Origin of the sequence: Microbacterium horticulturae (assembly GCF_029094505.1) — a bacterium.
GTDB classification, from domain to species: domain Bacteria; phylum Actinomycetota; class Actinomycetes; order Actinomycetales; family Microbacteriaceae; genus Microbacterium; species Microbacterium horticulturae.
In genome coordinates, this window is the sequence record NZ_CP119108.1 from 2,651,136 (window position 1) to 2,673,706 (window position 22,571).

Here is a 22,571-nt window from a genome sequence, read left to right on the forward strand (position 1 = left end):
CGCTAACGGTGACCTCCGACGTCCGACAGGGGGTCAGCGCACCCGCCATGGAAGGCGCCGGTCGAACACGACAAGCAGCAGCACGGCGACCCCGAGGCCGATCATCACGACGGCGGCCAGGTGGAGGCCGGCGTCCGTCGCGCGTCCCGGAAAGGCGAGCGCGATCAGCGCCGACGCGAAGATCGCGCCGAGGTAGCTCGAGGTGCGCAGAAGCCCGGACGCAACCCCGATGTCGTCAGCGGTCGTCTGCCCGTAGAGCGCTGCCTGATTAGCGGTCGAGTTCATGCCCATCACGACGCCGAACACGAGGCTCAGCGCCACCAGCAGAACGACGCTCGTGTGCGCATCGACGAGGGTGACGGCCGCAGCACCCACGACGATAGCGATCGCGCTGAGCAGAAGCGGGCCCCGCACGAGCGCTCGGGGCGCGATCACGGCAGCCCCCACGGCTGCCACGGCGCTCATCGGCAGCATCACGAGCCCGCTCACGCTTGGCCCGAGACCACGTCCCTCTTCCAGCCACTGCACGTAGCCGTACAGCACCGTGTATGCGGCCATCAGCGTCAGCGCCTGGCGCAGATACGTGCGCACGAGCGGTCCGTTGCGAGCCAGCATCCGGACATCGATGAAGGGATGCCGCGCCCGCAGCTCCCACGCGATGAGACCTCCGAGCGCGAGGGCGCACACGGCTGCGAACCACCAATTCGGGTGGCGTACATCTGACAACAGAGCGATCAGCGCGTTCACGGTGGCGGCGAACAGCGCCATGCCCACTGGGTCGAGTGCGCGTGCCAGCGTGCGCACAGAGCTGCGCGTTCTCGGTCCGTCGGCCGGCACCCACAGCAGCGTCATCATGATGCCGAGAAGGCCCAGCGGGATGTTGACGGCGAAGACAGCCGGCCATCCCCACACACCGACCAGCACGCCGCCGAGCGGCAATCCGAGCGCCGCCGTCACCTGCCCGGCGATCGAGATGCCGCCGAGGACACCGCCGGGGATGCCGGTACCAGCGCTCTCGGCGCGGGCACGGATCATCGCCATGGCCGACGGGTAGCCCGCCGCCGTGCCGATGCCGATCAGGGCGCGCGAGGCGATCAGCCAGGAGAAGCTCGGCGCGAAGACTCCGACGATGCCGGCCACAGTGACGATGCTCAGGCCCGCCAGGAACACGCGCCGCGCGCCGAACTGCGTCGCGAGACGCCCCATCGCCGGCTGGGCCACGGCACTCGCGACGTAAACGGCCGCGACGAGCGTGGCCGTCTGGCCGGCGCCGACGCCGAAGCTGGTGCCGATCGCGACGAGCGAGGTCGCGATGATCGACGAATTGATCGGGTTGAGGGATGTGCCCCACAGCAGCGGGGCGACGAAGCGCGCCCGGAACGGCGCGGCGTCGGCGCGCGTCACCGCACCCTCGCCGGTCTCAGTCGTCGGATCCCTGCTCGTCGGGCTCCTCTGCCTGCTCTTCGTCGATCTGCTGATCGGCCTCGGGCTCGGGTAGAGCGATCACTGCCGAAAGCTCGTCGCGCCCGAGGCGCAGCCACGGGCCGACAGGGTCGACGACGACGCCGTCGATCCCCTCGTCACCGCGCAGTGCCTGCCCGAGCTGCGCGGGGGTGAACGGCATCGGCCGGTCGTTGCGGCCCAGGGCCACCACCTCCAGCGGATGCGAGAAGACGGGAAGGATGCGCTCCCCCGCGTCGGTGCGCGATTCAGCCACGCCCCAGTCGTCGTCATCCGAGGCACGGTTCACGGCGATCCACAGCGGCGCGGTCGTCAACGCCTCAGCTACCTGCGCCGACGTCTCTTCGCTACGCGGTCCGCTGACGAGCTTCTTGAGGGCGCACTGCGGGTCCCACTCCGACACCATGCGCTCGATGAGCGCACGGGGCAGCACGACGGCGGCGGGGGCCGAGGCGTGATCGACCATCACGCCCGCGAACTCCCCCTGCAGCACGTACTGCAGCACGGCCGGTCCGGGCTGGCCCAGCGCGGAGGTCTCGGTGTCGCCGTCGGCCTGGACGGCCGCGGCCAGCGCCGCGCCCGAGCTGTACAGCATGACGAACTGACCCTCTTCACGGGTCGCTATCGCCAGCGGCAGCGCCTCGCCGGTGCTCATGAGTTCTTGTGCATTGCCCTTGACCCGCAGGTACACGTTGCCCTGCAGCAGCTGGCGGGCCACGCCCAGGATGTCGTGGGGCTCGGGGTTCTCCGTCAGGGCGGCGAGGGTTCCGCGCAGTACGACGTTATCGGGCAGACCCGGGATCGTCTCCTCGGGTGCCGGGGGTTCACCGGTCGGCGCGGGAGCAGCGGGCTGCGCAGGGCTGCCCGCGCCGAATCCGCCATACGACGTCGTCGAGATGCCGACCTGCGGAACGTCGGGCGCCGGCAGCGTCTCACTCGCGGCGTCGGGCTCAGCGGTGGGTGCGGCGTCCGTCCCGGTTTCGGCGGCTACGTCATCCGTCGCTTCCGCTTCCGGAGAATCGGGGGTCGTCTCTTCGGCGAGCTTGTCACCGTTGTCGGAACCGGTCGCCTTCGAGCCGCGGGAGAAGAGTGCCATTACGCCAGCCTAACCCGGCGTGAGACCCTCACCGTTCGCGATCAGACCTTCGCCTTGCGATACCCGGCGCTGCGCGCGGCCGCCTGGGTACGGAAGCACTCCTCCGGCTTGGTGGCCTTGTAGAAGCGCTGGCCGGGCATGTGGTAGATCATCGAGCTCGCATTGCCCTTGATCGGCGCCCACGCGGGGCAGTTCCACGCCGAGGACGGGGTCGTGCGCGACGGGTAGCCGACCCTGCTGCTCTTCTTCGACGTCTTCGAGACCGTCGTGTATCCCGCCTTCTTGCCGGTCACCTTGACGGAGATCTGCTTGCCGACCATCTTCGTAGTGAGCTTCATGCTCTTCTTGTTCGCCTTGGCGATCGCCTTGCCGTTCGCATACCACCGGTACGTGAACGTCGTGCCCTTCGTCCAGGCGCCGGGCGTGACGGTGAGCGTGCGGGTCACCGTGCTGGCCCCCGAGATCTTCGGCGTCGCGGTCTTGGGCACTGTGCGCGTCACCTTGGAGGTCTTCGCGACGGTCGCGTAGCCCGACTTCTTGCCGGTCACTTTCACGCTGATTGCGCTGCCGACACGCGCCGATGACACCGTGTAGGTGGACTTCGTCGCCTTCGAGATGGCCTTGCCGTTCGCGTACCACTGGTAGGAGAAGGACGTACCCGTGGTCCAGGTGCCCTTCTTCGCGCTCAGTTTCACACCCACGTGCGCCGAGCCGGTCACCGACGGCGTGCTGACCTTCGGCGCCTTCGCCGTCGCCTTCGACGTGAGCGACACAGTCGTGTAACCGGCCTTCTTGCCTGTCACCTTCACCTTGAACGTGCTGCCCAGTTGCGCGGCGGTCACCTTGTGGGTGCGCGAGGTCGCCTTCGAGACGGCCTTGCCGTTCGCGTACCACTGGTAGGTGAAGCTCGTGCCACCGGTCCACGTGCCTGGTGTGGCGGTGAGGGTGGAGCCGACCGCGACCGTTCCGGTGATCGTCGGCGTCGCCTTCGTCAACGTTCCCGCGGCGACCGCTGCGGTGGACGCCGACGTCGCCGTCGTGTCCGCGTGCCCGTCGAGGCTGCCGGTGACACGGACCGAGAGCTTCGCGCCTCGCTGGGCTGCGGCCGGGATGAACGCGCGAGCGGTCGCACCACCGACGGCGACGCCGTTGGCGAGCCACTGGTACGACAGCACGACCTCGGGCTGCCAGTCGCCGGCGTGTGCGGTGAGGGTCGATCCGACCTTCACGGTTCCGGTGATGGTCGGCGCCGTCGCCGGAGTCTCCACCGCAGGCAGCGCACCGCCCTCAGAGGCCGCCGAGCCGCGGGTCAGCGCGCTGTCATCAGCGAACGACGCAGCAGCCGGGGCGGCAAGCGTCAACATCGATGCGATGAGCACTCCCGTCAGCATCGCGCCGAGGGCTCGCCCTCGTGGTGTTCGCCGTCGTGCGAAGGTGCTCATCTCTTTTCCGTTCCCCGATTCCACCGGCATCCCGTACCGGCGTCCGGTTCAATTTTCTCAAACCGTGACCTGGGGAAATGCCCAGAACGGGACGGAGTGGGGGCGGCGTCAGATTTTCTCGATGGGTGCGATCTTCACGAGCAGTTTCTTGGCGCCGGCGGTGTCGAACCGCACGTGCGCGACGCGCTTGGGACCCTCGCCCGTGATGGCATCGACGATGCCCTCGCCAAAGTCCTCATGACGGATGCGGTCGCCACTGGTCAGTTCCATGTCGCCGTTGTCACGCACCCTCGCCGGGATGCGATTGGGGAACTTCTCCATCGCGGTCGACTTGGGCTTGAGCGCAGGTTCGTCACGGCGCCCCCAGCTCGAACCGGGCCGGCGTGCGTTAAGTGCACGCGACTGCGTGCCACCGCGCGAATTCACGTCGCCGGGCGATTGCCGCCAGTCGACGAGCTCGAGCGGAATCTCCTGCAAGAAGCGGCTGGGCATCGCGACCGAGACCTCACCGAACTGTGCGCGGGTCATCGCGAGTGTCAGGTAGAGGCGTTGGCGCGCACGCGTCACGCCCACGTAGAAGAGCCGTCGCTCCTCGCTGGGACCGCCCGGCTCGTTCGCCGAGATGCGGTGCGGCAGGAGGTCCTCCTCGACACCGGTGAGGAACACCGTGTCGTATTCGAGCCCCTTCGCGGTGTGCAGCGTCATGAGCGACACCGTGCCCGAGGCGTCTTCGAGGCCGTCGGCGTCGGAGACCAGCGCGACCTCGGTGAGGAAGTCGAGGATCGTGCCCTCGGGGTTGTTGCGGGCGAACTCGCGCGCGACGGCGACGAGCTCGTCGAGGTTCTCGAGCCGCGCCTCGTCTTGCGGGTCGCGACTGGCGCGCAGCGCGTCACGGTACCCGCTCTTGTCGAGGAGCACGCCGAGCCCCTCGGCCACGGATGTGGGCGAGGGGATCTCGCCCGACGAGGGCAGCATGATCTCGGATGCCTCGGCCAAGACGGCATCCAGTCGCGCCACCGCGGTCTGCAGCTTGGGCCCGAGCCCCAGCGCCGACGCGTTGCCCAGGGCGTCGCGGAACGTGATGCCCTCTTCGGCCGCGTACCGCGCGATGGTCTCGACCGTGACGTCGCCGATGCCGCGTTTGGGCTTGTTGACGATGCGACGCAGCGCCATCTCGTCAGCCGGGTTGGCGACCGCGGTCAGATAGGCCAGCGCGTCTTTGATCTCGGCGCGCTCGTAGAACCGTGTGCCGCCCATGATCTTGTACGGGATGGCCGCGCGGATGAAGATCTCCTCGAGCGCACGCGACTGCGAGTTCGTACGGTAGAACACCGAGATCTGTCCGTAGGGCATGCCGCCGCGGTGCAGCACCTCGATCTCATCGGCGACGAACTGGGCCTCGTCGTGCTGCGAGTACCCGGTGTAGCCGACGATCTTCTCGCCCTCGCCGACGTCGGTCCACAGCTTCTTGTCTTTGCGGTCGAAATTGTGGCTGATCACCGCGTTCGCGGCCGAGAGGATGTTCTGCGTCGAGCGGTAGTTCTGCTCGAGCAGCACGACCTTCGCGCCCGGGTAGTCACGCTCGAACTCCGTGATGTTGCGGATGTCGGCGCCGCGGAACGCATAGATCGACTGGTCGGAGTCACCGACGACGGTCAGCGACGCCGGCTCGACCTCGGGGGCGTGCTCGGGCTCGAAGATCATCATGCCGCCCGCGGCATACGGCTCTGCGGCCTTGCCCACGACGGGCCTGGTCAGTTCGTGGATGAGGGCGTACTGGGCGTGGTTCGTGTCTTGATACTCGTCCACCAGGATGTGCCGGAACCGCCGCCGGTACACGTCCGCGATGTGCGGGAACGCCCGGAACAGGTACACCGTCTGCCCGATGAGGTCGTCGAAGTCGAAGGCGTTCGCCTTCTGCAGGGCGCGCTGATAATCGCCGAACACCTCGACGAACTTTCGCTCGGCAGGGTCTGACATGTTCGCGCCGCGTGCGTAGGCGTCGGCATCCACCAGCTCGTTCTTCGATTTCGAGATACGACCCTGCACCGCGGCCGGAGTCAGGCCGAACGCGTCGGCCTCGTGCTCTTTCACGAGGCGCTTGATGAGCGCGCGCGAATCGCCCGAGTCGTAGATCGTGAACGACTTCGTGAACCCGAACTGCTCGGCCTCGCGCCGCAGGATGCGCACGCACGCCGAGTGGAACGTCGAGATCCACATGCCCTGAGCATGCTGGCCGACCAGCTGCTCGACGCGTTCGCGCATCTCGCCGGCGGCCTTGTTGGTGAACGTGATCGCGAGGATCTGGCTCGGCCAGGCCTCTTTGTTGCGCAGCAGCGAGGCGATGCGGTGGGTGAGCACCCGCGTCTTGCCCGAGCCGGCGCCGGCCACGATGAGCAGGGCGCGCCCGCGGTAGACCACGGCCTCACGCTGCTGGGGGTTCAGACCCTGCAGGAGGTCTTCGTCGGGGCGGCCGGCGGCGGGGGAATCCCCGCCGAAAACGATGGGCGTGGAGGCGTCGGTCATGTCCCCTCGAGTCTAGGCGCGGCCGCCGACAGCGTCCGTGTCGGCGGTCCGCACTACTGTGCGGGAATGGACGCACGCATCACCTTCATCACCCTTCCGGTGGCCGACATCGCGGCGTCGCGCCGCTTCTACGTCGACGGTCTCGGGTGGCCGCCCGCCTTCGAGGCCGAGGGCGGGGTCATCTTCTTCCGCGTCGGCCCCGCGGTCATGCTGTCGCTGTGGAACCGCGCCGAGTTCGAACAGGAGGTGGGTCCGCTGTCGGCGGGTGACGGCATCCCGCCCCTGACCCTTTCGCACAACATGCCCGATGTCGCGGGGGTGGATGAGGTGATGAGGGATGCCGCGGCCGCCGGCGCGCAGATCGTGGCGCCCGCGCGGCACCGCGAGTGGGGCGGCTATTCCGGGTACTTCGCCGATCCCGACGGCTTCCGGTGGGAAGTCGCCTACAACCCACAGCCGTTGGGCGTCGAGCTCATGCGGGCGGCCGGGTTGGAGTGAGGGATGCCGCGGCTCAGTACTCGGATCAGGGCTCGGCTCAGTGCACCGCCCAGTGCTCGGCTCCGTGCTCAGCTCAGAGCGATGCGACCCGTTCGCGTACCGGCCGGGCCAGCACGGCGCCGACAACGGCCACGAGCAGCCCGGCCGCCGCCAGCCACCAGGCCGCGGCATCGGGCACGGTCATCGGGCCCGGGATGTTCAGAAAGCGCGCAAGTGACCACGGCAGCGGCTCGAGCTGCGCGTTCCAGACGGTGAGCGTGTGACGCACGCCCACGAGCGCGACGACCAGCGCGGGCACGGCAAGGCCGGCGCCGATCGCCGCGAGCACGCCGCCGGTGGCGCGGCGCGATCCGAGCTGCACGCTGAGCGCCCAGCCGGCGGCGACGAACGCCCAGACGAACAGCGCGAATCCGAAGGCGATGTAGAGGGCGCGCAGCGCCGGGCTCGTCCAGAACGCCGACCAGGAGCCGCCGGGACCGGCGAACGACAGGCCGACGAGCGTCACGAGGCAGCGCAGGATCACGACACCGCCGACCGCCGCGATGACCGGCCACGGCGAGCGCCGTCCGACGACGAGTCGCAGCACCAGCGCGAACACGGTCCACGCGCCGATCACGACCGCGAGATGAACACCGCCGAAGAATGACGTCTGCACCGCCCGCGTCGCCACCAGCAGCGCCACCGGAACGATGAAGAGGAGCCAGCGGTCGAGCGCCAGCATCCCGAGCGTCGATTCCCGTGCCCGCCAGGGGCGCGTGCTGGCCAGCCACGTCGCGCGCGCGGCGGCAGCGCCCGGGCGTCGCACGAGACGCGTGCGCGCTGACAGCATGCCGATGACGACCCAGGCGACCGAGAGCACGAGCAGTATCCGGGCGAACCACGCCATGACGAGGTCGCGCTCGGCGATCGGAGCCGGGGCGGCGTGGGCCAGACCCTCGGCGCGGTCGACGACGGTCGTCCCGGAATGAGAATCGCCGGCCGGGTCGAAACCCGTGCCGGCGATGTCTGAAGAAGAAAGGATGCCGAGCCATGCAGCCATGTCGCGGTGCTCGACAGTGACGTAGCGAATGCCGATGCCGTCGTTCTCGGGGGCGCCGGCGGCGAGCGCCGGGGACGATGTGAGCGTGCGGGATGTGGATGCCGCAGCCGTGAGCAGGACCGCGAGGCCGAGCCCGATCGCGAGGAGCGCGACCGCGACGACGACCGCAAGGATCCCCCGTCGTCCGGCCGTCGTCATGGATCGATTTTAGCTATCCGCGCGGGCTCTTCCTGACCGCGGGCCGAACGCCCACGCCGCAGCCCCCGCGACCTATCCTGGAGACGGACGAAGGAGCCGATGATGAGAGCACGCACCGCAGCCCTCGCCCTGGGTCTGGCCCTGCTGGCTTTGACCGGATGCTCAGGAGGTTCCATGTCCGAGCCGTCGCAGTCGCCGTCGGGCGCGGCATCCCTTCCTCCGCACGGTGTGATCACGCCGTCCGCATCGCCGACGAATGCCCCGAGCGGCACGCCGGCGACCGTTCCGGACGCGAAGTGGGCTGCGATCGTGCAAGACCTCGACGACCGCGGCGTGAGCGGAACGCCGGCCCTCGTGTCGTCCGAAGCCGTCACCTGGAACAACGGGGCGCTCGGCTGTCCGCGACCCGGCGTGATGTACACCCAGGCGCTCGTGGACGGCATGCGCATCGTCGTCTCGGTCGACGGAAAGTCGTATGACTACCGCTTCGGGGCGAACGACAGACCCGTGCTGTGCACGAACCAAGGCGTGCACGGCTGACGCGCACTCCGAGCGTCATACGCGGTCACCGCGGTTCACGCGGCGTCACGCCGGTTCATGCAGGGTCATCGCCCGTGACTGTCGCCGCGAGGTGTGCCTAACCTGGGCACATCGCGACGATCCGGGTGGCCCCGGGCGCCGGTTCATACCCGGTCGTGTTGCGGGTTCGACTCCCGCCGTCGCGTCGACGCCCGCGTATCAGCGCGTGCCGCCGGCGGCTCTCTCGTTTCGAGGCATCCACGCCTCGTGGCCTGGGGGAGGTCCATCGTGAACCATCTCGCAACGCGCATCGGCGCTGCCTTGTCAGCCGTGGCACTTGTCGCTGCGGGAGTCCTGGCGACAGCCGTTCCAGCGTCCGCGCGCCCGAATTGCAACGTCGACGATCCTCCTCCGATCTGTGGAGGGGTGCTCGACCCGGTCGTGAAGCTGCCCGATCTGACGGCGACCGCGACCGGCCCGGAGACGGCGACCGGAGGCGGCACGGTGAACGACACGGTGCGCGTCAGCAACATCAGCTCGACGCTCGGCGCGACAGCGAGAGCCGTGTCGGTGCGGATCACCGCCGGCGGCGCCACCATCGCGGCCGCTGCCGCAACGGGGTGGATCTGCAGCACCGCCGGGAGCACGGCGACGTGCTCAGGCGGCACGCTTGCCAATGGGGGCAGCGTGTCGATTCCCGTCGCGGTGCGATTGCCGGCGGCCACGACGTCGATCACCCTCTCGGCGACGGTCGACCCCGGCGGGGTCATCGTCGAGCGCTCGGAGACGAACAACTCCGGCTCCGCGACAACGGCCGTCACAGCCCCGCCCCTGCCCGACCTTCGGACGACGATGACCGGGCCGTCATCAGTGCGCGGCCTGTATGCCGCCGGTGTCTGGACGATCACCGTCACCAACGCGGGCAACGCGCCGGCTTCGCCGGTCGACGTGCGCTGGCTGACCAACTGGGGCGGAGACGTCAACGCGAACGCCGTCATCAGCGGAGCCATCGGCTTCACGTGCATAGTGCCTCCGGAGTACATGCAGCAGATGGCATACTGCTACGGCACTGCGGCGCTGCAACCCGGGGCGAGCGCCACGATCGTGATCACGGCGGTGCCACCGGCGCCGACGAATGTCTACGGCAGCACCGGTGCATCGACGGTGACCGCAATGGTCGACTACCGCCAGTCGGTCACCGAGTCGAATGAGAACAACAACGCGAGCACGGTGTACTCGACGATCCTGCCGTGACGGCGTGAGTCCGACCGCGGAAGATGCGCCGCTGGCTAGGCTGGCGACATCCACCATTGTCTGCGACGAAGGAGCCACGCATGAGCTGGACGGAACGCCTGGGAACGATCGGTGTCTGGCGTGGGGTCGGCGACGTGGATGCTGCTCTCGCCCAGACGATCGAGGCTCTCGGCTACGGCACGCTCTGGCAGGGCGGCTCGCCCGGCGCCGACCTGCGGGCGGCCGAGGACATCCTCGACGCCACGTCGACACTCGTGGTCGCGACCGGCATCGTCAACATCTGGAAGGCTGACGCCGCCGAACTCGCGCGGTCGTACCGGCGCATCGTGGCGAAACATCCCGGACGCCTGGTGCTCGGCATCGGGTCGGGCCATCGCGAGGCGACACCGGAGCGCGTGCGGCCGTTGGCCGCGATGGCGCAGTACCTCGACGTGCTCGATGAGGGTGGCGTCCCGCTCGACGACCGTGTGCTCTCGGCGCTCGGGCCGAAAATGCTCGCGTTGGCCGCCGACCGCAGCAGCGGTACCCACCCGTATCTCACCGTGCCGGGTCAGACCCGCGCGATGCGTGCGGCTCTCGGCACCGGGCCGCTGATCGCGCCCGAGCAGACGGTGGTGCTCGACGAAGACCCGGCGACGGCACGGGAGACGGCGCGCGCCTTTCTCGGACGCTATCTGCGCATGAGCAACTACACGACGAGTATGAAGCGCAGCGGGTTCACCGACGCCGACGTCGCTGATGGCGGGAGCGACAGACTGATCGATGGCATTGTCGCGCACGGCTCTGCGCAGAGTCTTTCGGCGGCCGTCCACGCGCACCTCGACGCGGGTGCCGACCATGTGTGCATCCAGGTGCTTCCGGTGGCGGGCGACATCGTGCCGACGCTGCGGGCGGTGATGGCGCAGCGCGGCTGAGCGTTCACGGGGAGGGATGCCGCGACCTGACGTGCCGCGCGGCACCCCGACGAGCAGTCCGGCGTCAGCGCGCTGCTCCGTGTTCGGCATCGGGCTCGTTCGCCCACAGCTTGGCGAGCTGCACGGCCAAGGCCCCGCCCTGCGCGTGTCCCGCCCGCGCAGCAGGCACCCGCAAGCTGACGTCGGTCGGGTTCGCGAACAGGTGGGCGTCGCGTGCGCTCGGCGCGACGACCTCGACCCGACTACCCGCCGCGCGCAATGCCTCGACCTGCGCGGTCAAGCTCAGTCCCCACTCCTCGGGATACCGCGACATCCCGCCCAGCGGCGACAGCACGAGAACCTTCTCGTAGCCCGTCGCGAGGTCGGCGTTCTCGGCGAACGACCGATATCCGCCGTCGATGTATCGGCCGTCGCCGATGCTATACGCGAACGCTCCGCCTGCGCAGCTCGCTGCGACCGCGTCCACGAGGTCGATACCGCTGTCGCCGTCGAAGATCACGGGCTCACCCGTGCGGGCATCGACCGCGGTGATCAGCATCCGTCGATCAGGCCAATGCGCACCGCCCAGCCGCGCGGCAACCGTGGTACGCCAGCGCTCCTGCCACGCGGCATCGTCACGCCTATCCGCGGCGAGCGCGGCGGCCCCCATGCGGCGTCGCATGTCTGCCGCGTCGGTTGATGCGGCAATGACCGCCTGGAACGCCGCCAGATGTTCCGTCATCGGCGGTCGTGCCGCGCCCTGCGATCGGCCCACCGCCCGCGCGGAAACAGAACCGACCGGCGCGACCGTCGCCGCATACAGCTCCGCCGGCGACGCAACGGTGAACTGGGCGGCGGCCGTCGACTCGGCAGAGGTCCCGATCGTGAGGTCGGCGTCGAGCACGTCGAGTCCGGCCTCGGCCAAGCCCGCGACGATGCCCACGAGCCACGCGTTGCCGGTGGCGCCACCCCCACCGAAGACGAGCGCACGGCCCGTCGGCCCGACAGCCGGCGGAACACGTTGGGGAAGAGAAGAATTCACGATCACGAGAATGTATCAGGGGCGCAGCGTGTGGGAACATGCAGGTGATGGACGACGACGACCTCGAAGAACTGCGGATGCTGCGTGCCCGAGCATACGGACCCTCGGCCGACATTCACGATGATGCGTCCGCATTGCAACGGCTGCATGACCTCGAGGCCACCGCGCGCGAGAGCACCACCGGCACGAACACCCCGCGCGAGAGCACCTCCGGCCAGAGCGCCGCGCCCATCCCACCCCACCCCGGTCCGCCTCCCCCGTTGCCCGCCGACCTCCGCCGTGTGCCCTCGGCCCCACGCGCCCGCCTCACCGAGCCCGCCGTGACCATCGCCGGTGCGCCAGCCGCGGCATCCCGCCCCCGCGTCGCCCCGCGCCGCTGGTATCTTTCCCGCGGCTTCGCGGTGCTGTGGGTCGTCTCGCTCGTCGCCGTGGCCTCCGTCGCCGCGGGGATGACATTCGCCGCCGCGTGGATCATGCCGATCTCGCGTCAGGGCAACGCGCAACAGATCGCCGTTCTCCGTCCCGACCCCGACTTCGTGTGGGCGCCGATGTTCGAATCGCACGATGGCGCGAGCGGATTCACGTTCCACGGCATATCGATCATCGGCGGCGGCGGGGACCTATTCAGCTCCGGCCCGGATGCCGCGCCGTGTGTTCTCGCCTACGTGGCCGGCAATGTAGACGACCAGACCGGAATCGACGGGCCCGCGTGGTCCGCGTGCGGTGCCGGCACGTTCCCGCCGACGGTCCAGTTCGCCGTGGATGAGACGCTGCCTCAAGAACTCCGTGACACCGTCGGCGACGACGTCGCCGTGCAGTTCGTGCTCGATGGTGAACGGCTCGCCGTGTTCACCGCACCTCTCATCGCGGCCGCACCGTCAGCGACTGACTGACCGCGCCCAACGGACCGACGTCATCGTGCACGATCGTGTGCGTGAGACCCAGGCCGGTGGGACCGAAGCTGACCGTCGTGTCGGCGGCGAACCATTCCCCCTCGGGTGCGCGCAGCAGGTGTGCGGTGAGATCCACGTTCGGAAAGTGCACGTCCTCGGGCGCCGCCCGCACCGTGAGCCCGTTGAAGATGTCGACCATTCCCAGCAGTCGCGCGGTCGAGCTGACGTCCTCGCCGGAGAGCAACGGCACCAGTGGACGCATCCACGCCCACGCCCGCCCCGGCTCGGCCTGATGCCGCAGCGTCTCGACGGTCGTGACGAAGCGCCCCGGCCAGACCTCCGACGTGTCCCACAGCGACAGATCATCGCGCCGCGGCGGCGCGGCCAGCCGCGACCCGGCGAGCGCGGCGGTGTCGGCGGTTTTCAGAAACCACCCGCGCCCGACGACGGCGGCCCGTCCGTCATGGCTGAGCACCGCCTCGACGAGCTCGATAGTGCGTCCGGGCCGGATGACGCGCGTCGTCAGCTCCACGACGTCGATCGGCATCACCCCGAGGATGTCGAAGGCGACCCGCGACAGCTGCAGCGGCATCCCCGTCCGCGACGCGTGGTCGCGTTCCATCGCATGCACCATGAGCCCGAGTGACGGCGCGACGTGCTGCTCCTCGGCGTTCCACGCGCCCTGCACGTGCACGGTCGCGCGAAAGGTCGTCGGCCCGAGTCGCTCGAAGTACGCCGGCATCAGCGGTAATCGCGGTCGCGGTGCTGCCCCGCGTCGTCACCCGACGCGACGCGCTCGGCCTCGCGGGCACGCAGCTCCACCCGCCGTATCTTGCCCGAGATCGTCTTGGGCAGGTCGGGAACGAACTCGATGATCCGCACCCACAGGTGTGCCGACAGCCGCTCATGCGCGTGCGCGAAGATCGACCGGGCGGTCTCGTCGGGCGCCGCCAGCGCCGCGTCGGTCACGCGCACATACGCCTTCGGAACCGAAAGCCGCACCGCGTCGGGGCTCGGAACCACGGCCGCCTCGATGACGAGGTCATGCTCGAGCAGCACCGATTCGAGCTCGAACGGCGAGATCTTGTAGTCGGAAGCCTTGAACACGTCGTCGGCGCGCCCCACATAGGTGAGGTAGCCGTCGCTGTCGCGCGAGGCGATGTCGCCGGTGTGATGGTAGCCGCCGACGCGCGACGCTTCTGTGGCCTGCGTGTCTTTGTAGTACCCCTTCATCAGACCGAGCGGGTTCTGCGCCAGATCGAGGCACACCTCCCCCTCGGTCTCGGCGAGCTCGCCAGTGGCCGGGTCGACGAGCACGACCGGGTAACCGGGCGTCGGGCGGCCCATCGAGCCGTCCTTGACGGTCTGCCCCGGCGAGTTGCCGACGCAGCACGTCATCTCGGTCTGCCCATAGCCATCGCGGATCGTCGACCCCCAAGCGCGGCGCACGCGGCTGATCACTTCGGGGTTCAGCGGCTCCCCCGCACCCACGAGCTCGCGCGGCGGACGTGTGAGCTGCCCGAGATCGGCCTGGATCAGCATCCGCCACACCGTCGGCGGCGCGCAGAAGGTGCTGACGTGATGCACGTCCATGACGTTCATGAGCACACCCGCGTCGAACCGGTCGTAGTTGAACACGAACACCGTCGCCTCGGCCAGGAACGGCGAATAGAAGCTGCTCCATGCATGCTTGGCCCAGCCAGGCGACGAGATGTTCAGGTGCACGTCGCCGGGTCGCAGTCCCAGCCACCACATCGTCGACAGATGGCCGACCGGGTACGAGATCTGCGTGTGCTCGACGAGCTTGGGCCGGTTGGTCGTGCCCGATGTGAAGTACAACAGGCTTGTGTCATCGGCGGGTGTCGGCCCGTCCGGTTCGAAGGTCTCGGGAGCGTCGATGGATGCCGCGAAGTCATGCCATCCCTCGGGCGCGGCGCCGCCCACACCGATGCGAAGGACGTCCGCGCTGATACCGGCGACCCGATCTGCCAGCGACGTGAGCGACACGATGGCGTCGACCTCGCCCTTCTCCACGCGGTAGGCGAGGTCCGACGCCGACAGCAGCGTCGACGTCGGGATCGACACGGCGCCTGCCTTTCCGATGCCGAGCATGACCTCCCACAGCTCGATCGAGTTGTCGAGCATGACGATGACGTGCGCGCCGCGGCCGATGCCGAGCGAGACGAGCCAGTTCGCCACCTGATCGGATCGCTGCGCGAGCGCGCCGTACGTCCACGACCGGGCCTCGAGGTCGGCTCCGACGATCGTGACCGCGGGCCGGTCCGGATTCTCGCCCGCGACGACGTCGAACCACTCCAGCGCGAAGTTGAACGTCTTCGGCCGTGGCCACGAGAACCCGTCGACCGCCCCGTCGTAGTCCGTGGCGTGCGCGAACAGGCGGTCACGCGCCGCACGAACGGCGTCTGTGGCGGGGGTGGCGGCACGTCCTGCGTACGTCATGTCTCGAGCTCCATCGACATCGGGATACGGGTGACCCGAAGCCTACTCCGCACCGGAGACACGGCCTGCGCACACCGGAACGACGAGGCCGTCATCGGCGGAAGACCGCCACCGCGAGATCGGGATGGTCGGCGAAGACCCCGTCCACACCGAGGTCGCGCAGCATCCCCCATTCGCCGGTGTAGTCGCCGAACGCCCGTTTGCCGCCCCCGCGCCGGTACGGGCGCGAGAGAAAGGTGTTCTCAGGGCGGCACGTCCACGTGTACGCCAGCAGACCGCGCGCATGCGCGTCCGCGACGAGCGTGCCCGGCCTCGTCGCACCCGTGAGAAACGCCTTGTCGACGCTGATCCCATCGACCTGCCCGACCAGAGAATCGAGTCCGGGCGGCGACGCCGTCCACGCGTACGTGGGGGCATCCCGTCCCTGCGCGAGCGCGAGGTCGACGGGCGTGCCGGTCGCCTCGAGAAGGTAGACGTACCGGGCGACGATCCCCTGCTCACGCACCTGCGCGAGGGCGGTCGATTCGAACGACTCGATGACGAGGGGGTGGATGCCGTCGGCCCAGCCGGCTGCGTGAAGCTCGGCCGCCACGAGCCCAGGCAGATCCCACCCGATGCTCGCGAAGTACACCGCGTGCTTGAGTTCGACCACGACGCCGCGGTCCGCGGCCGCCGCCAGCTCGAGCACATCGCGCAGCCGCAGCATCGGCTCCTGCCCGTCATACGCGGTGTTGTCGGGGCGCAGCTTCGGCAGCCGCTCGCGGCAGCGCAACCTCGACAGCTCGTCCCAGGTGAAGTCTTCGGTGAACCAGCCGGTCAGCTCGTAGCCGGCGAACCGCTTGGTCACGCGGCGCGCGGCAAACTCGGGGCGATCGGCGACATCCGTCGTGGTCGAGATCTCGTTCTCGTGCCGCACGACCAGCACACCGTCTTTGCTGACCACCACGTCGGGCTCGACGGCATCCACCCCCTGCGCCAGAGCGAGCTCATAGGACGAACGGGTGTGCTCGGGCCGGTATCCGGGGGCTCCGCGGTGCCCGATGACGAGGGTGCTCACCCGGCCAGGCTACGCAACGACGGCTATCTATCGCTCTGAGCGGAATCACAGTCCGCGGACGCGCGGTGCGCAGAGTTCCCCGTTATCGTTGGGAGAACAGCAGATTGCTGCCCACAGATTCGGAGAGTGCGAGCATGCCCTCGGCAAACCCCGCTTTCAACAACCCGGCCTTCCAAGACCAGAGTGCGGTCCGGAGCTACCCCGGCGGCGCGCAGGCCGCGAACATCGGCGGCTCATCGCAGAACGCCGCGTTCGCCCAGCAGGCGCAGGCCGCATCGGTGAACGCCCACCTCGAAGGCCAGTTCGCCGCACCGTCGGCCGGCGCCGTCGAGACCGACCGGATGACGGTCGAAGACACCGTCTGGAAGACCGTCGGCCTGTTCGGCATCCTCGTCGTCACGGCTGTCGTCGGCTGGTTCTGGTCGATGTCGACCGTGACAGCGACGAGCCCGACACCAACGATGATCCCGTGGATCGTCGGCCTCGCGGGCGGCTTCATCCTCGCCATGGTGATCTCGTTCTCGAAGACCGTGCGCCCGCCGCTCATCTTCGCCTACGCGGCGCTCGAAGGCCTGTTCATCGGTTCGATCTCGGCGTTCTTCGAGATCATCTGGCCCGGCATCGTCCTGCAGGCGACCCTGGGCACCCTCTCGGTCGTCGGCGTCACGCTGGCGCTGTTCGCGAGCGGCAAGATCCGCGCGTCCAAGCGCGCGACGAAGATCTGGATGATCGCGATGATCGGCTACCTGGTCTTCTCCCTCATCAACGTCGGGATGATGATGTTCGGGGCGTTCCCGGCGGACTCTGGCGGCGCTTTCGGCATGCTGAGTAACGTCCAGGTCTTCGGCATCCCCCTCGGCCTCATCATCGGGGTGTTCGTGGTCATCATGGCCGCCTACTCGCTGGTGCAGGACTTCGACTTCATCCAGCAGGGCGTGCGCAACCGCGCTCCGCGAAAGTACGGCTGGCTCGGCGGCTTCGGCATCATGGTCACCGTCGTCTGGCTGTACATCGAGATCCTGCGGATCATCGCCATCGCGCGAAGCAACTGACGACCCGTCGCAACGAAGGGGATCGCCCACTCGGGCGGTCCCCTTCGTCGTTCGCGCAAGCCCCTGGCCGCGGCATCCCGACCCCACTACGGTGGCGAACATGGCCGCGAAAGACGAGACCCACCTCGATATCGAGGGAACCGACGTGCGCATCTCGCATCCCGACAAGGTGGTCTTCCCCGAGCCGGGCGTGACCAAGCTCGACCTCGTGCGGTACTACCTCGCCGTCGCCGACGGAGCCCTGCGGGGCGCCGCCGGCCGCCCGCTCGTGCTCAAGCGCTTTGTGAAGGGCATCGATGCCGAGCCGTTCTTCCAGAAGCGCGTGCCCGAGAACCATCCGCCGTACATCGACACGGCGACCCTGCACTACGCATCGGGCACGTCAGCCGAAGAGACGGTGATCCGGGATGCCGCGGGCCTGGCCTGGATCGTGAATCTCGGATGCCTCGACCTGAACCCCCATCCGGTGCGTGCGGAGGATCTGGACCACCCCGACGAGCTGCGCATCGACCTCGACCCGATGCCGGGTGTCGACTGGTCGCAGATCGTGGATGCCGCCTTCGTCGCACGCGATGTGCTCGACGACCACGGCCTTGTCGGCTGGCCGAAGACGAGCGGCTCGCGCGGCATCCACATCCTGGTGCGCATCCGGCCGGAATGGGAATTCGGCGAGGTGCGGCTCGCGGCCGAGTCGCTTGCGCGCGAGGTCGCAGATCGCGCCCCCGGGCTTGCGACCGCGCAGTGGTGGAAAGAGGAGCGCGGCGAAGCCGTGTTCGTCGATTTCAACCAGAACGCGAAGGATCGGACCGTGGCATCCGCCTATTCGGTCCGCGCGCTGCCCGACGCGCGCGTCTCGACCCCGCTCGCCTGGGATGAGCTGCGCACGTGCCGCCCCGACGCGTTCACGGTGCGCACCGTGCCGCAACGCTTCGCCGAGCAGGGCGATCCGCACGAGGGCATCGATGACGCCGCGGGTTCCCTCGACGCGCTGCTGCAGCTGGCTGAGAAGCTCGGACCGGCCGAGAAGCCGCCGCGCGGCGCCGGTCGGCGGCAATCGACGATGCCGCTCATCGAGATCGCGCGCACGAAGACCAAGCCCGAGGCCGAAGCCGCGCTCGAGCAGTGGAAGGCGGCGCACACGGACGTGGCGGGGATGCTGCATCCCGCCGACGTGCTGGTCGACGGAATGCGCGGCTCGAGCTCGCTCTGGTACCGGGTGCGGATCAACCTGCAGCACGTGCCCGAGGCCGAGCGCCCCGCGCCCGAGCCGCTGCTGGCGGACTACGATCCGTGGGCCGGGCGCGGGTGAGGCGCGCTCCGCTCGCGCCGATCAGCCCGGCCTGACCCGCTCGCGCAGCTCCGCGCGGCCCGATCCGCTCTGAGCGGAACAGGCTGCGGCCGCGATGCCGCGCGGCCTATCGTGAGCCCATGGCCGAGATCATCCCGCTGCGCCCCGCGCCGAAGCGACGCCCCGAACCCCGCCCCGAACCGCTGTGGCGCGAGGCCGCCGGCTCCGTGCTGCGCCGCACGCGGCACGAGCGCGGGGATCGCCTCGCCGACACCGCGCAGCGCTCGGGCGTCTCACCGCAGTACCTCTCCGAGATCGAGCGCGGACTGAAGGAGCCCTCCAGCGAGATGCTCGCCGCCGTCGCAGGTGCACTCGACCTCACGCTCGTCGACCTGGCCTCCGCCGTCGCCGGCGACCTGCAGCGCCAGCAGCGCCGCGGCGCGTACCTGCTCGCCGCCTAGTCGCGAACGCTCTGCAGCACGCGGTCGGCGAGCCCGTACGCCACGGCGTCGGACGCCGTGAAGAACCGGTCGCGATCTGTGTCGGCACGCAGCCGCGCGGCATCCTGCCCCGTGTGCGCGGCGAGAATCTGCTCGACATCGCCGCGCACACGGACCAGCTCATCGGCCTGCACGATCAGGTCGGGGATCGCCCCCTGGCCCTGCCCGGCAGGCTGGTGCAGTACTACGCGGGCATGCGGCAGCACGGCGCGCTTGCCCGGCGCACCGGCGGCGAGCATGACAGCGCCCACGCCGACGGCCTGCCCGATGCACGTGGTCGCAATGTCAGGACGCACGTGCCGCATGGTGTCGTAGACCGCGAGCATGGCCGAAGGGGCGCCGCCTTCACTGTTGATGTAGAGCTGGATGTCGCGGTCCGTGCTCTCCGAGTCGAGGTGCAGCAGCTGCGCGATCAGCACGTTCGCGACTCCGGCGTCGATCGCGGTGCCCAGGTACACGATCCGTTCGCTGAGCAGGTGCGAATAGACGTCCATGATCCGGTCGCCGCGCGGGTTCTGCGCGATGACGTTCGGGATGCTGTAGCCGCCGCTCATGCTGCGACCTCCTCAGCCGAGATCCCCACCGGTCGGCGCCGACGCGGCACGACCTCGGTGAAGTCGCGCACGATGGCGTCGATGAAGCCGTAGTCGCGCGCCTGCGCGGCGGTGTACCAGCGGTCGTGCAGCGAATCTTCGAACACCCGCTCCGGGCTCTGCCCGGTGTCGTCGGCGATGAGGCCCAGCACGGTGTCGCGCAGATGCCGCAGGTCGTCGGCCTGGGCCTCGACCTCGACGGCCGAGCCGCCGATGCCGCTCGATCCCTGATGCATGAGGATGCGCGCGTGCGGCAGCGCCCGCCGCTTGCCCTTCGTGCCCGCCGAGAGCAGGAACTGCCCTGCGCTGGCCGCCATCCCCAAGACGAGCGTGGCCACATCGTTGGGGATCATGCGTATGACGTCGCGGATCGCCAGCATCGCCGGCACCGAACCGCCCGGCGAGTGGATCCACAGCGCGATATCGGCGGTCTCATCTTCGGCGGCGAGCGCCAGCAGCTGGGTGGCCAGCAGCGTGCCGTTGTCGTCATCGAGCGCTCCGTCGAGCACGAGCACGCGCTGCGCGTACAGCTCTCGCCGGGCCGCTTCCCCGAACGCGGGGACCTTCGTCTCTTCAGCCATGCCCCCAGCCTGCGCCCGCCGGGGCCGGGTGCGCGCGCCGCCCTGCCGCCGGCGGATCCGCTGGGGGCAGAGCGGCACCGCGGACACCGCCCCCTCAACGCCGAGGTCGTACCAGATTTCGCGAGGTCGTACCGGATCTCGCGAGGTCGTACCGGAACTCGCGAGGTCGTACCGGATTTCGCGAGGTCGTACCGGCTCTCGCGAGGTCGTACCGGCTCTCGCGAGGTCGTACCGGCTCTCGCGAGGCCGCACCGGCCGCGGCATCCACCACGTTCATCTCGCAGGATGGAAGTGCGACCCGCGGCCCTTCAGTCCTGAGGCGCGCGGCGCGTCGGACCGTCAGTCGCGCGGCGCGAAGGATGCCGCACCGCAGCCTCCATCGCCTCGACCAGCGCCGGCCGGATCGCCGCCGGATCGAACCGGCGCGCAGCATCCCGTGCCGCAGCCGACAGTCGCGCCCGCCATGAATCGTCGCGCAGCAGCGCGACCACCGCGTCGGCGAGCGCGTCAACGTCACCCGGCTCGATGAGCACTCCCCCGTCGCCGATCACCTCGCGCGGCCCGTACTTCGCGTCGAACGCGACCACCGGCAGCCCCCGCGCGAGCGCCTCGGCGATCGACAGCCCCTGCCCCTCGAACGCCGCCGTCGAGAGCATCAGCGTCGCCTGCTCGTAGGCGGCATCGCGCTCGGCGGGGGTCACGCGCCCGCGCAGCGTGACCACCGCACCCAGGCCGCGCTCATCGATCAGCGATTGCAGCGTCTCGCGCAGCGGCCCATCGCCGTACACGTCCAGCGTCGCAGAAGGCATCTCCGCGTGCACGCGCACGAATGCGTCGATCGCCAGATCCACGCGCTTCTGCGCGGCCAATCTCCCCACCATCACGACGCGCGCTGCAGAACGGGATGCCGCGGCCGCCGGCTCATCGCCGAGCTCGATCGGGTTCGGCACGACCGAGAACCCGTCGTCCTCGCCGAATCGCGCCGCGACGTCGTCGCGTTGCGCGCGGGTCGGCCAGAGCACCGCGTCGAAGTCGTGCACATGCTCGAGCCAGCGCGCCCAGGGCGGCGCAAGCGACGCGTCGGGGTCGTCGTACGGCGCCGGCAGGTGCGAATTGTGCACGGTGTGCACGAGACGCGTGTGCGCATCGCCCCAGCCCACCAGCAGCTCGCCAACCTGGCGCGCCTCGCAGATCACGACGACCATCCGTTCGGGGTCGTCCGCCCGTTGCTGCGCCACGATGTGATCGAGCCATGCGCGATACAGCCCGCCGAACCCCGGGAGCACCCGGTCACCGCCGGGCGCATGCACGACGACCGGCGCCGTCGTCAGGTGCCAGGCGGGGTTGTTCGGGATCACCGGCAGATCCACCAGCGGGCGGCCGGCGGCATCCCGCACCTGCCGGTACTCGACGGCGGGGTCGGCCGCACCCGGCACACCGGCCGCGAACAGCCACGCAGGGTCGGCCTGCGCATCGTCGAAGAGATTGCGCCAGGCGGCGGCGTCCATCCGATGCACGGCGAGCTCGTCGCGCCACTGCGTGTGCGTGGCGGGGTCTGCAGCATCCAGGGTGAGGAGGAGGGGATGCTGCGCCCCGGCGTCGACGAGCTGGCGCACGCGCCACGGCACGGCGACCGCGAAGCCGCCGTCGAGCGCGGGCGCGACGCGGCTGGCGAGCACGAGGTACGCGGCGTCGGGCAGCGTCACGCCGCGTCCTCGATGCGGAACACCGGGAAGCCGGGCGCGATCTCGGCCAGCCGCTCATCGGGCGACGATGCGTCGACGCCCTCGAAGAAGCGGCCGACCTCCCACGCCCACGCCTTCAGGTACGCGCGCAGGATCGGCACCTTGTCGGCGTCGGCGACCTCGGTCGCCGTGAACGCCTCGGCTCGCCTGCCCTTGCGCAGCTCGCCGGCACCTGCGGCGCGCAGGTTGCGCACCCACTGCGTCTGCCCCCGCGGGGCGACCAGGTACCGTTCACCGGCGACCCGGAGCGGGTTCACGGGCGTGGTACGCCACTGGCCGGAGGACCGGCCACGCACGGCGAGCACACGGCTGCCGGCGACCGGCAGACCGAGGCGCGTGAAGAAGCCGACGACGCCGTTGAAGAGAGCGTCGGCACCGGTCGGCTCGATGAAGCGGGAGGTCATCCGTCCATCCTGCCGGGATCCGGGCGCGGC

At 69.6% G+C, this 22,571-nt stretch carries 21 protein-coding genes and 1 tRNA gene; 9 read left to right on the forward strand and 13 right to left on the reverse strand.

Annotated elements, in window-relative coordinates; translation table 11 throughout:
* Positions 1–33 precede the first annotated feature (33 nt).
* From PU630_RS12630 to PU630_RS12645, 4 genes are all read right to left on the reverse strand, one after another.
* The gene (locus PU630_RS12630) at positions 34–1,404 is read right to left on the reverse strand and encodes an MFS transporter (protein WP_275277418.1); all 1,371 of its coding nucleotides are present in this window, start codon (positions 1,402–1,404) and stop codon (positions 34–36) included.
* 16 nt (positions 1,405–1,420) lie between these two features.
* On the reverse strand, positions 1,421–2,557 hold the full coding sequence (locus tag PU630_RS12635) for an SseB family protein (RefSeq protein WP_275277419.1): 1,137 nt from the start codon (positions 2,555–2,557) through the stop codon (positions 1,421–1,423).
* Positions 2,558–2,598: 41 nt separating this feature from the next.
* Entirely contained in the window at positions 2,599–3,999 is a 1,401-nt protein-coding gene (locus PU630_RS12640; RefSeq protein ID WP_275277420.1) for a sunset domain-containing protein, read from the reverse strand.
* A gap of 108 nt (positions 4,000–4,107) precedes the next feature.
* The gene (locus PU630_RS12645; protein ID WP_275277421.1) at positions 4,108–6,525 is read right to left on the reverse strand and encodes an ATP-dependent helicase; all 2,418 of its coding nucleotides are present in this window, start codon (positions 6,523–6,525) and stop codon (positions 4,108–4,110) included.
* Positions 6,526–6,591: 66 nt separating this feature from the next.
* On the opposite strand from PU630_RS12645, the gene PU630_RS12650 reads away from it, so the two are divergent.
* Positions 6,592–7,023 (forward strand): VOC family protein, encoded by a 432-nt coding sequence (locus PU630_RS12650; protein ID WP_275277422.1) that lies wholly within the window; start codon positions 6,592–6,594, stop codon positions 7,021–7,023.
* A 73-nt stretch (positions 7,024–7,096) separates the two neighbouring features.
* Here the strand turns inward: PU630_RS12650 and PU630_RS12655 are convergent, their stop codons facing one another.
* Complete coding sequence (locus tag PU630_RS12655) at positions 7,097–8,260, reverse strand: hypothetical protein (RefSeq protein ID WP_275277423.1); 1,164 nt, start codon at positions 8,258–8,260, stop codon at positions 7,097–7,099.
* A 102-nt stretch (positions 8,261–8,362) separates the two neighbouring features.
* On the opposite strand from PU630_RS12655, the gene PU630_RS12660 reads away from it, so the two are divergent.
* The 4 genes from PU630_RS12660 (at position 8,363) to PU630_RS12675 (ending at position 10,947) form a co-directional block, all read left to right on the forward strand.
* Positions 8,363–8,800: a hypothetical protein gene (locus PU630_RS12660; protein WP_275277424.1), complete on the forward strand. Its 438-nt coding sequence runs from the start codon at positions 8,363–8,365 to the stop codon at positions 8,798–8,800.
* 112 nt (positions 8,801–8,912) lie between these two features.
* Positions 8,913–8,985: transfer RNA gene (locus tag PU630_RS12665), tRNA-Met, on the forward strand.
* Between the two features lie 220 nt (positions 8,986–9,205).
* Positions 9,206–10,033, forward strand: a complete 828-nt coding sequence (locus PU630_RS12670) for a CARDB domain-containing protein (RefSeq protein WP_275277425.1) — start codon at positions 9,206–9,208, stop codon at positions 10,031–10,033.
* 80 nt (positions 10,034–10,113) lie between these two features.
* Positions 10,114–10,947 (forward strand): LLM class F420-dependent oxidoreductase, encoded by an 834-nt coding sequence (locus PU630_RS12675; RefSeq protein ID WP_275277426.1) that lies wholly within the window; start codon positions 10,114–10,116, stop codon positions 10,945–10,947.
* 64 nt (positions 10,948–11,011) lie between these two features.
* On the opposite strand, the gene PU630_RS12680 is transcribed toward PU630_RS12675, so the two are convergent.
* Positions 11,012–11,968 (reverse strand): patatin-like phospholipase family protein, encoded by a 957-nt coding sequence (locus PU630_RS12680; RefSeq protein WP_275277427.1) that lies wholly within the window; start codon positions 11,966–11,968, stop codon positions 11,012–11,014.
* Positions 11,969–12,015: 47 nt separating this feature from the next.
* On the opposite strand from PU630_RS12680, the gene PU630_RS12685 reads away from it, so the two are divergent.
* Complete coding sequence (locus PU630_RS12685; protein ID WP_275277428.1) at positions 12,016–12,861, forward strand: hypothetical protein; 846 nt, start codon at positions 12,016–12,018, stop codon at positions 12,859–12,861.
* On the opposite strand, the gene PU630_RS12690 is transcribed toward PU630_RS12685, so the two are convergent.
* From PU630_RS12690 to PU630_RS12700, 3 genes are all read right to left on the reverse strand, one after another.
* Positions 12,830–13,603, reverse strand: a complete 774-nt coding sequence (locus PU630_RS12690; RefSeq protein WP_275277429.1) for a thioesterase family protein — start codon at positions 13,601–13,603, stop codon at positions 12,830–12,832. The two genes, PU630_RS12685 and PU630_RS12690, sit on opposite strands and share 32 nt — an antisense overlap.
* Entirely contained in the window at positions 13,603–15,321 is a 1,719-nt protein-coding gene (locus tag PU630_RS12695) for an AMP-binding protein (protein WP_275277430.1), read from the reverse strand. Before PU630_RS12695 ends, PU630_RS12690 begins: the two co-directional genes overlap by 1 nt.
* A 91-nt stretch (positions 15,322–15,412) precedes the next feature.
* Positions 15,413–16,378, reverse strand: coding sequence for a glycerophosphodiester phosphodiesterase family protein (locus PU630_RS12700; protein WP_275277431.1), 966 nt, complete (start codon positions 16,376–16,378; stop codon positions 15,413–15,415).
* 134 nt (positions 16,379–16,512) lie between these two features.
* Here PU630_RS12700 and PU630_RS12705 point away from each other — a divergent pair, with 134 nt between their 5' ends.
* The 3 genes from PU630_RS12705 to PU630_RS12715 all read left to right on the forward strand — a co-directional run bounded on the left by PU630_RS12705 (position 16,513) and on the right by PU630_RS12715 (position 19,179).
* Positions 16,513–17,430: a Bax inhibitor-1/YccA family protein gene (locus PU630_RS12705; RefSeq protein ID WP_275277432.1), complete on the forward strand. Its 918-nt coding sequence runs from the start codon at positions 16,513–16,515 to the stop codon at positions 17,428–17,430.
* Positions 17,431–17,530: 100 nt separating this feature from the next.
* Complete coding sequence (gene ligD / locus PU630_RS12710) at positions 17,531–18,739, forward strand: non-homologous end-joining DNA ligase (RefSeq protein WP_275277433.1); 1,209 nt, start codon at positions 17,531–17,533, stop codon at positions 18,737–18,739.
* A gap of 119 nt (positions 18,740–18,858) precedes the next feature.
* A complete protein-coding gene (locus PU630_RS12715; protein ID WP_275277434.1) occupies positions 18,859–19,179 on the forward strand; it encodes a helix-turn-helix domain-containing protein in 321 nt (106 codons plus the stop codon).
* Here PU630_RS12715 and PU630_RS12720 read toward each other — a convergent pair.
* The 4 genes from PU630_RS12720 to PU630_RS12735 form a co-directional block, all read right to left on the reverse strand.
* Entirely contained in the window at positions 19,176–19,772 is a 597-nt protein-coding gene (locus tag PU630_RS12720; RefSeq protein WP_275277435.1) for a ClpP family protease, read from the reverse strand. The two genes, PU630_RS12715 and PU630_RS12720, sit on opposite strands and share 4 nt — an antisense overlap.
* Complete coding sequence (locus PU630_RS12725) at positions 19,769–20,392, reverse strand: ClpP family protease (protein ID WP_275277436.1); 624 nt, start codon at positions 20,390–20,392, stop codon at positions 19,769–19,771. Before PU630_RS12725 ends, PU630_RS12720 begins: the two co-directional genes overlap by 4 nt.
* 308 nt (positions 20,393–20,700) lie before the next feature.
* Positions 20,701–22,098, reverse strand: a complete 1,398-nt coding sequence (locus tag PU630_RS12730; protein ID WP_275277437.1) for a glycosyltransferase — start codon at positions 22,096–22,098, stop codon at positions 20,701–20,703.
* Positions 22,095–22,541 (reverse strand): nitroreductase family deazaflavin-dependent oxidoreductase, encoded by a 447-nt coding sequence (locus PU630_RS12735; RefSeq protein WP_275277438.1) that lies wholly within the window; start codon positions 22,539–22,541, stop codon positions 22,095–22,097. The genes PU630_RS12730 and PU630_RS12735 overlap by 4 nt, the downstream gene beginning before the upstream one ends.
* Between the last annotated feature and the right edge of the window lie 30 nt (positions 22,542–22,571).

Bases quoted from the DNA above. Each gene is read 5' to 3' on its own strand.
- PU630_RS12720 (WP_275277435.1), bottom strand. From the start codon at position 19,772: ATGAGCGGCGGCTACAGCATCCCGAACGTCATCGCGCAGAACCCGCGC.
- PU630_RS12675 (WP_275277426.1), top strand. From the start codon at position 10,114: ATGAGCTGGACGGAACGCCTGGGAACGATCGGTGTCTGGCGTGGGGTC.
- PU630_RS12645 (WP_275277421.1), bottom strand. From the start codon at position 6,525: ATGACCGACGCCTCCACGCCCATCGTTTTCGGCGGGGATTCCCCCGCC.
- PU630_RS12695 (WP_275277430.1), bottom strand. From the start codon at position 15,321: ATGACGTACGCAGGACGTGCCGCCACCCCCGCCACAGACGCCGTTCGT.
- ligD (WP_275277433.1), top strand. From the start codon at position 17,531: ATGGCCGCGAAAGACGAGACCCACCTCGATATCGAGGGAACCGACGTG.
- PU630_RS12650 (WP_275277422.1), top strand. From the start codon at position 6,592: ATGGACGCACGCATCACCTTCATCACCCTTCCGGTGGCCGACATCGCG.
- PU630_RS12705 (WP_275277432.1), top strand. From the start codon at position 16,513: ATGCCCTCGGCAAACCCCGCTTTCAACAACCCGGCCTTCCAAGACCAG.
- PU630_RS12690 (WP_275277429.1), bottom strand. From the start codon at position 13,603: ATGCCGGCGTACTTCGAGCGACTCGGGCCGACGACCTTTCGCGCGACC.
- PU630_RS12655 (WP_275277423.1), bottom strand. From the start codon at position 8,260: ATGACGACGGCCGGACGACGGGGGATCCTTGCGGTCGTCGTCGCGGTC.
- PU630_RS12660 (WP_275277424.1), top strand. From the start codon at position 8,363: ATGAGAGCACGCACCGCAGCCCTCGCCCTGGGTCTGGCCCTGCTGGCT.
- PU630_RS12640 (WP_275277420.1), bottom strand. From the start codon at position 3,999: ATGAGCACCTTCGCACGACGGCGAACACCACGAGGGCGAGCCCTCGGC.
- PU630_RS12635 (WP_275277419.1), bottom strand. From the start codon at position 2,557: ATGGCACTCTTCTCCCGCGGCTCGAAGGCGACCGGTTCCGACAACGGT.
- PU630_RS12735 (WP_275277438.1), bottom strand. From the start codon at position 22,541: ATGACCTCCCGCTTCATCGAGCCGACCGGTGCCGACGCTCTCTTCAAC.
- PU630_RS12715 (WP_275277434.1), top strand. From the start codon at position 18,859: ATGGCCGAGATCATCCCGCTGCGCCCCGCGCCGAAGCGACGCCCCGAA.
- PU630_RS12685 (WP_275277428.1), top strand. From the start codon at position 12,016: ATGGACGACGACGACCTCGAAGAACTGCGGATGCTGCGTGCCCGAGCA.
- PU630_RS12725 (WP_275277436.1), bottom strand. From the start codon at position 20,392: ATGGCTGAAGAGACGAAGGTCCCCGCGTTCGGGGAAGCGGCCCGGCGA.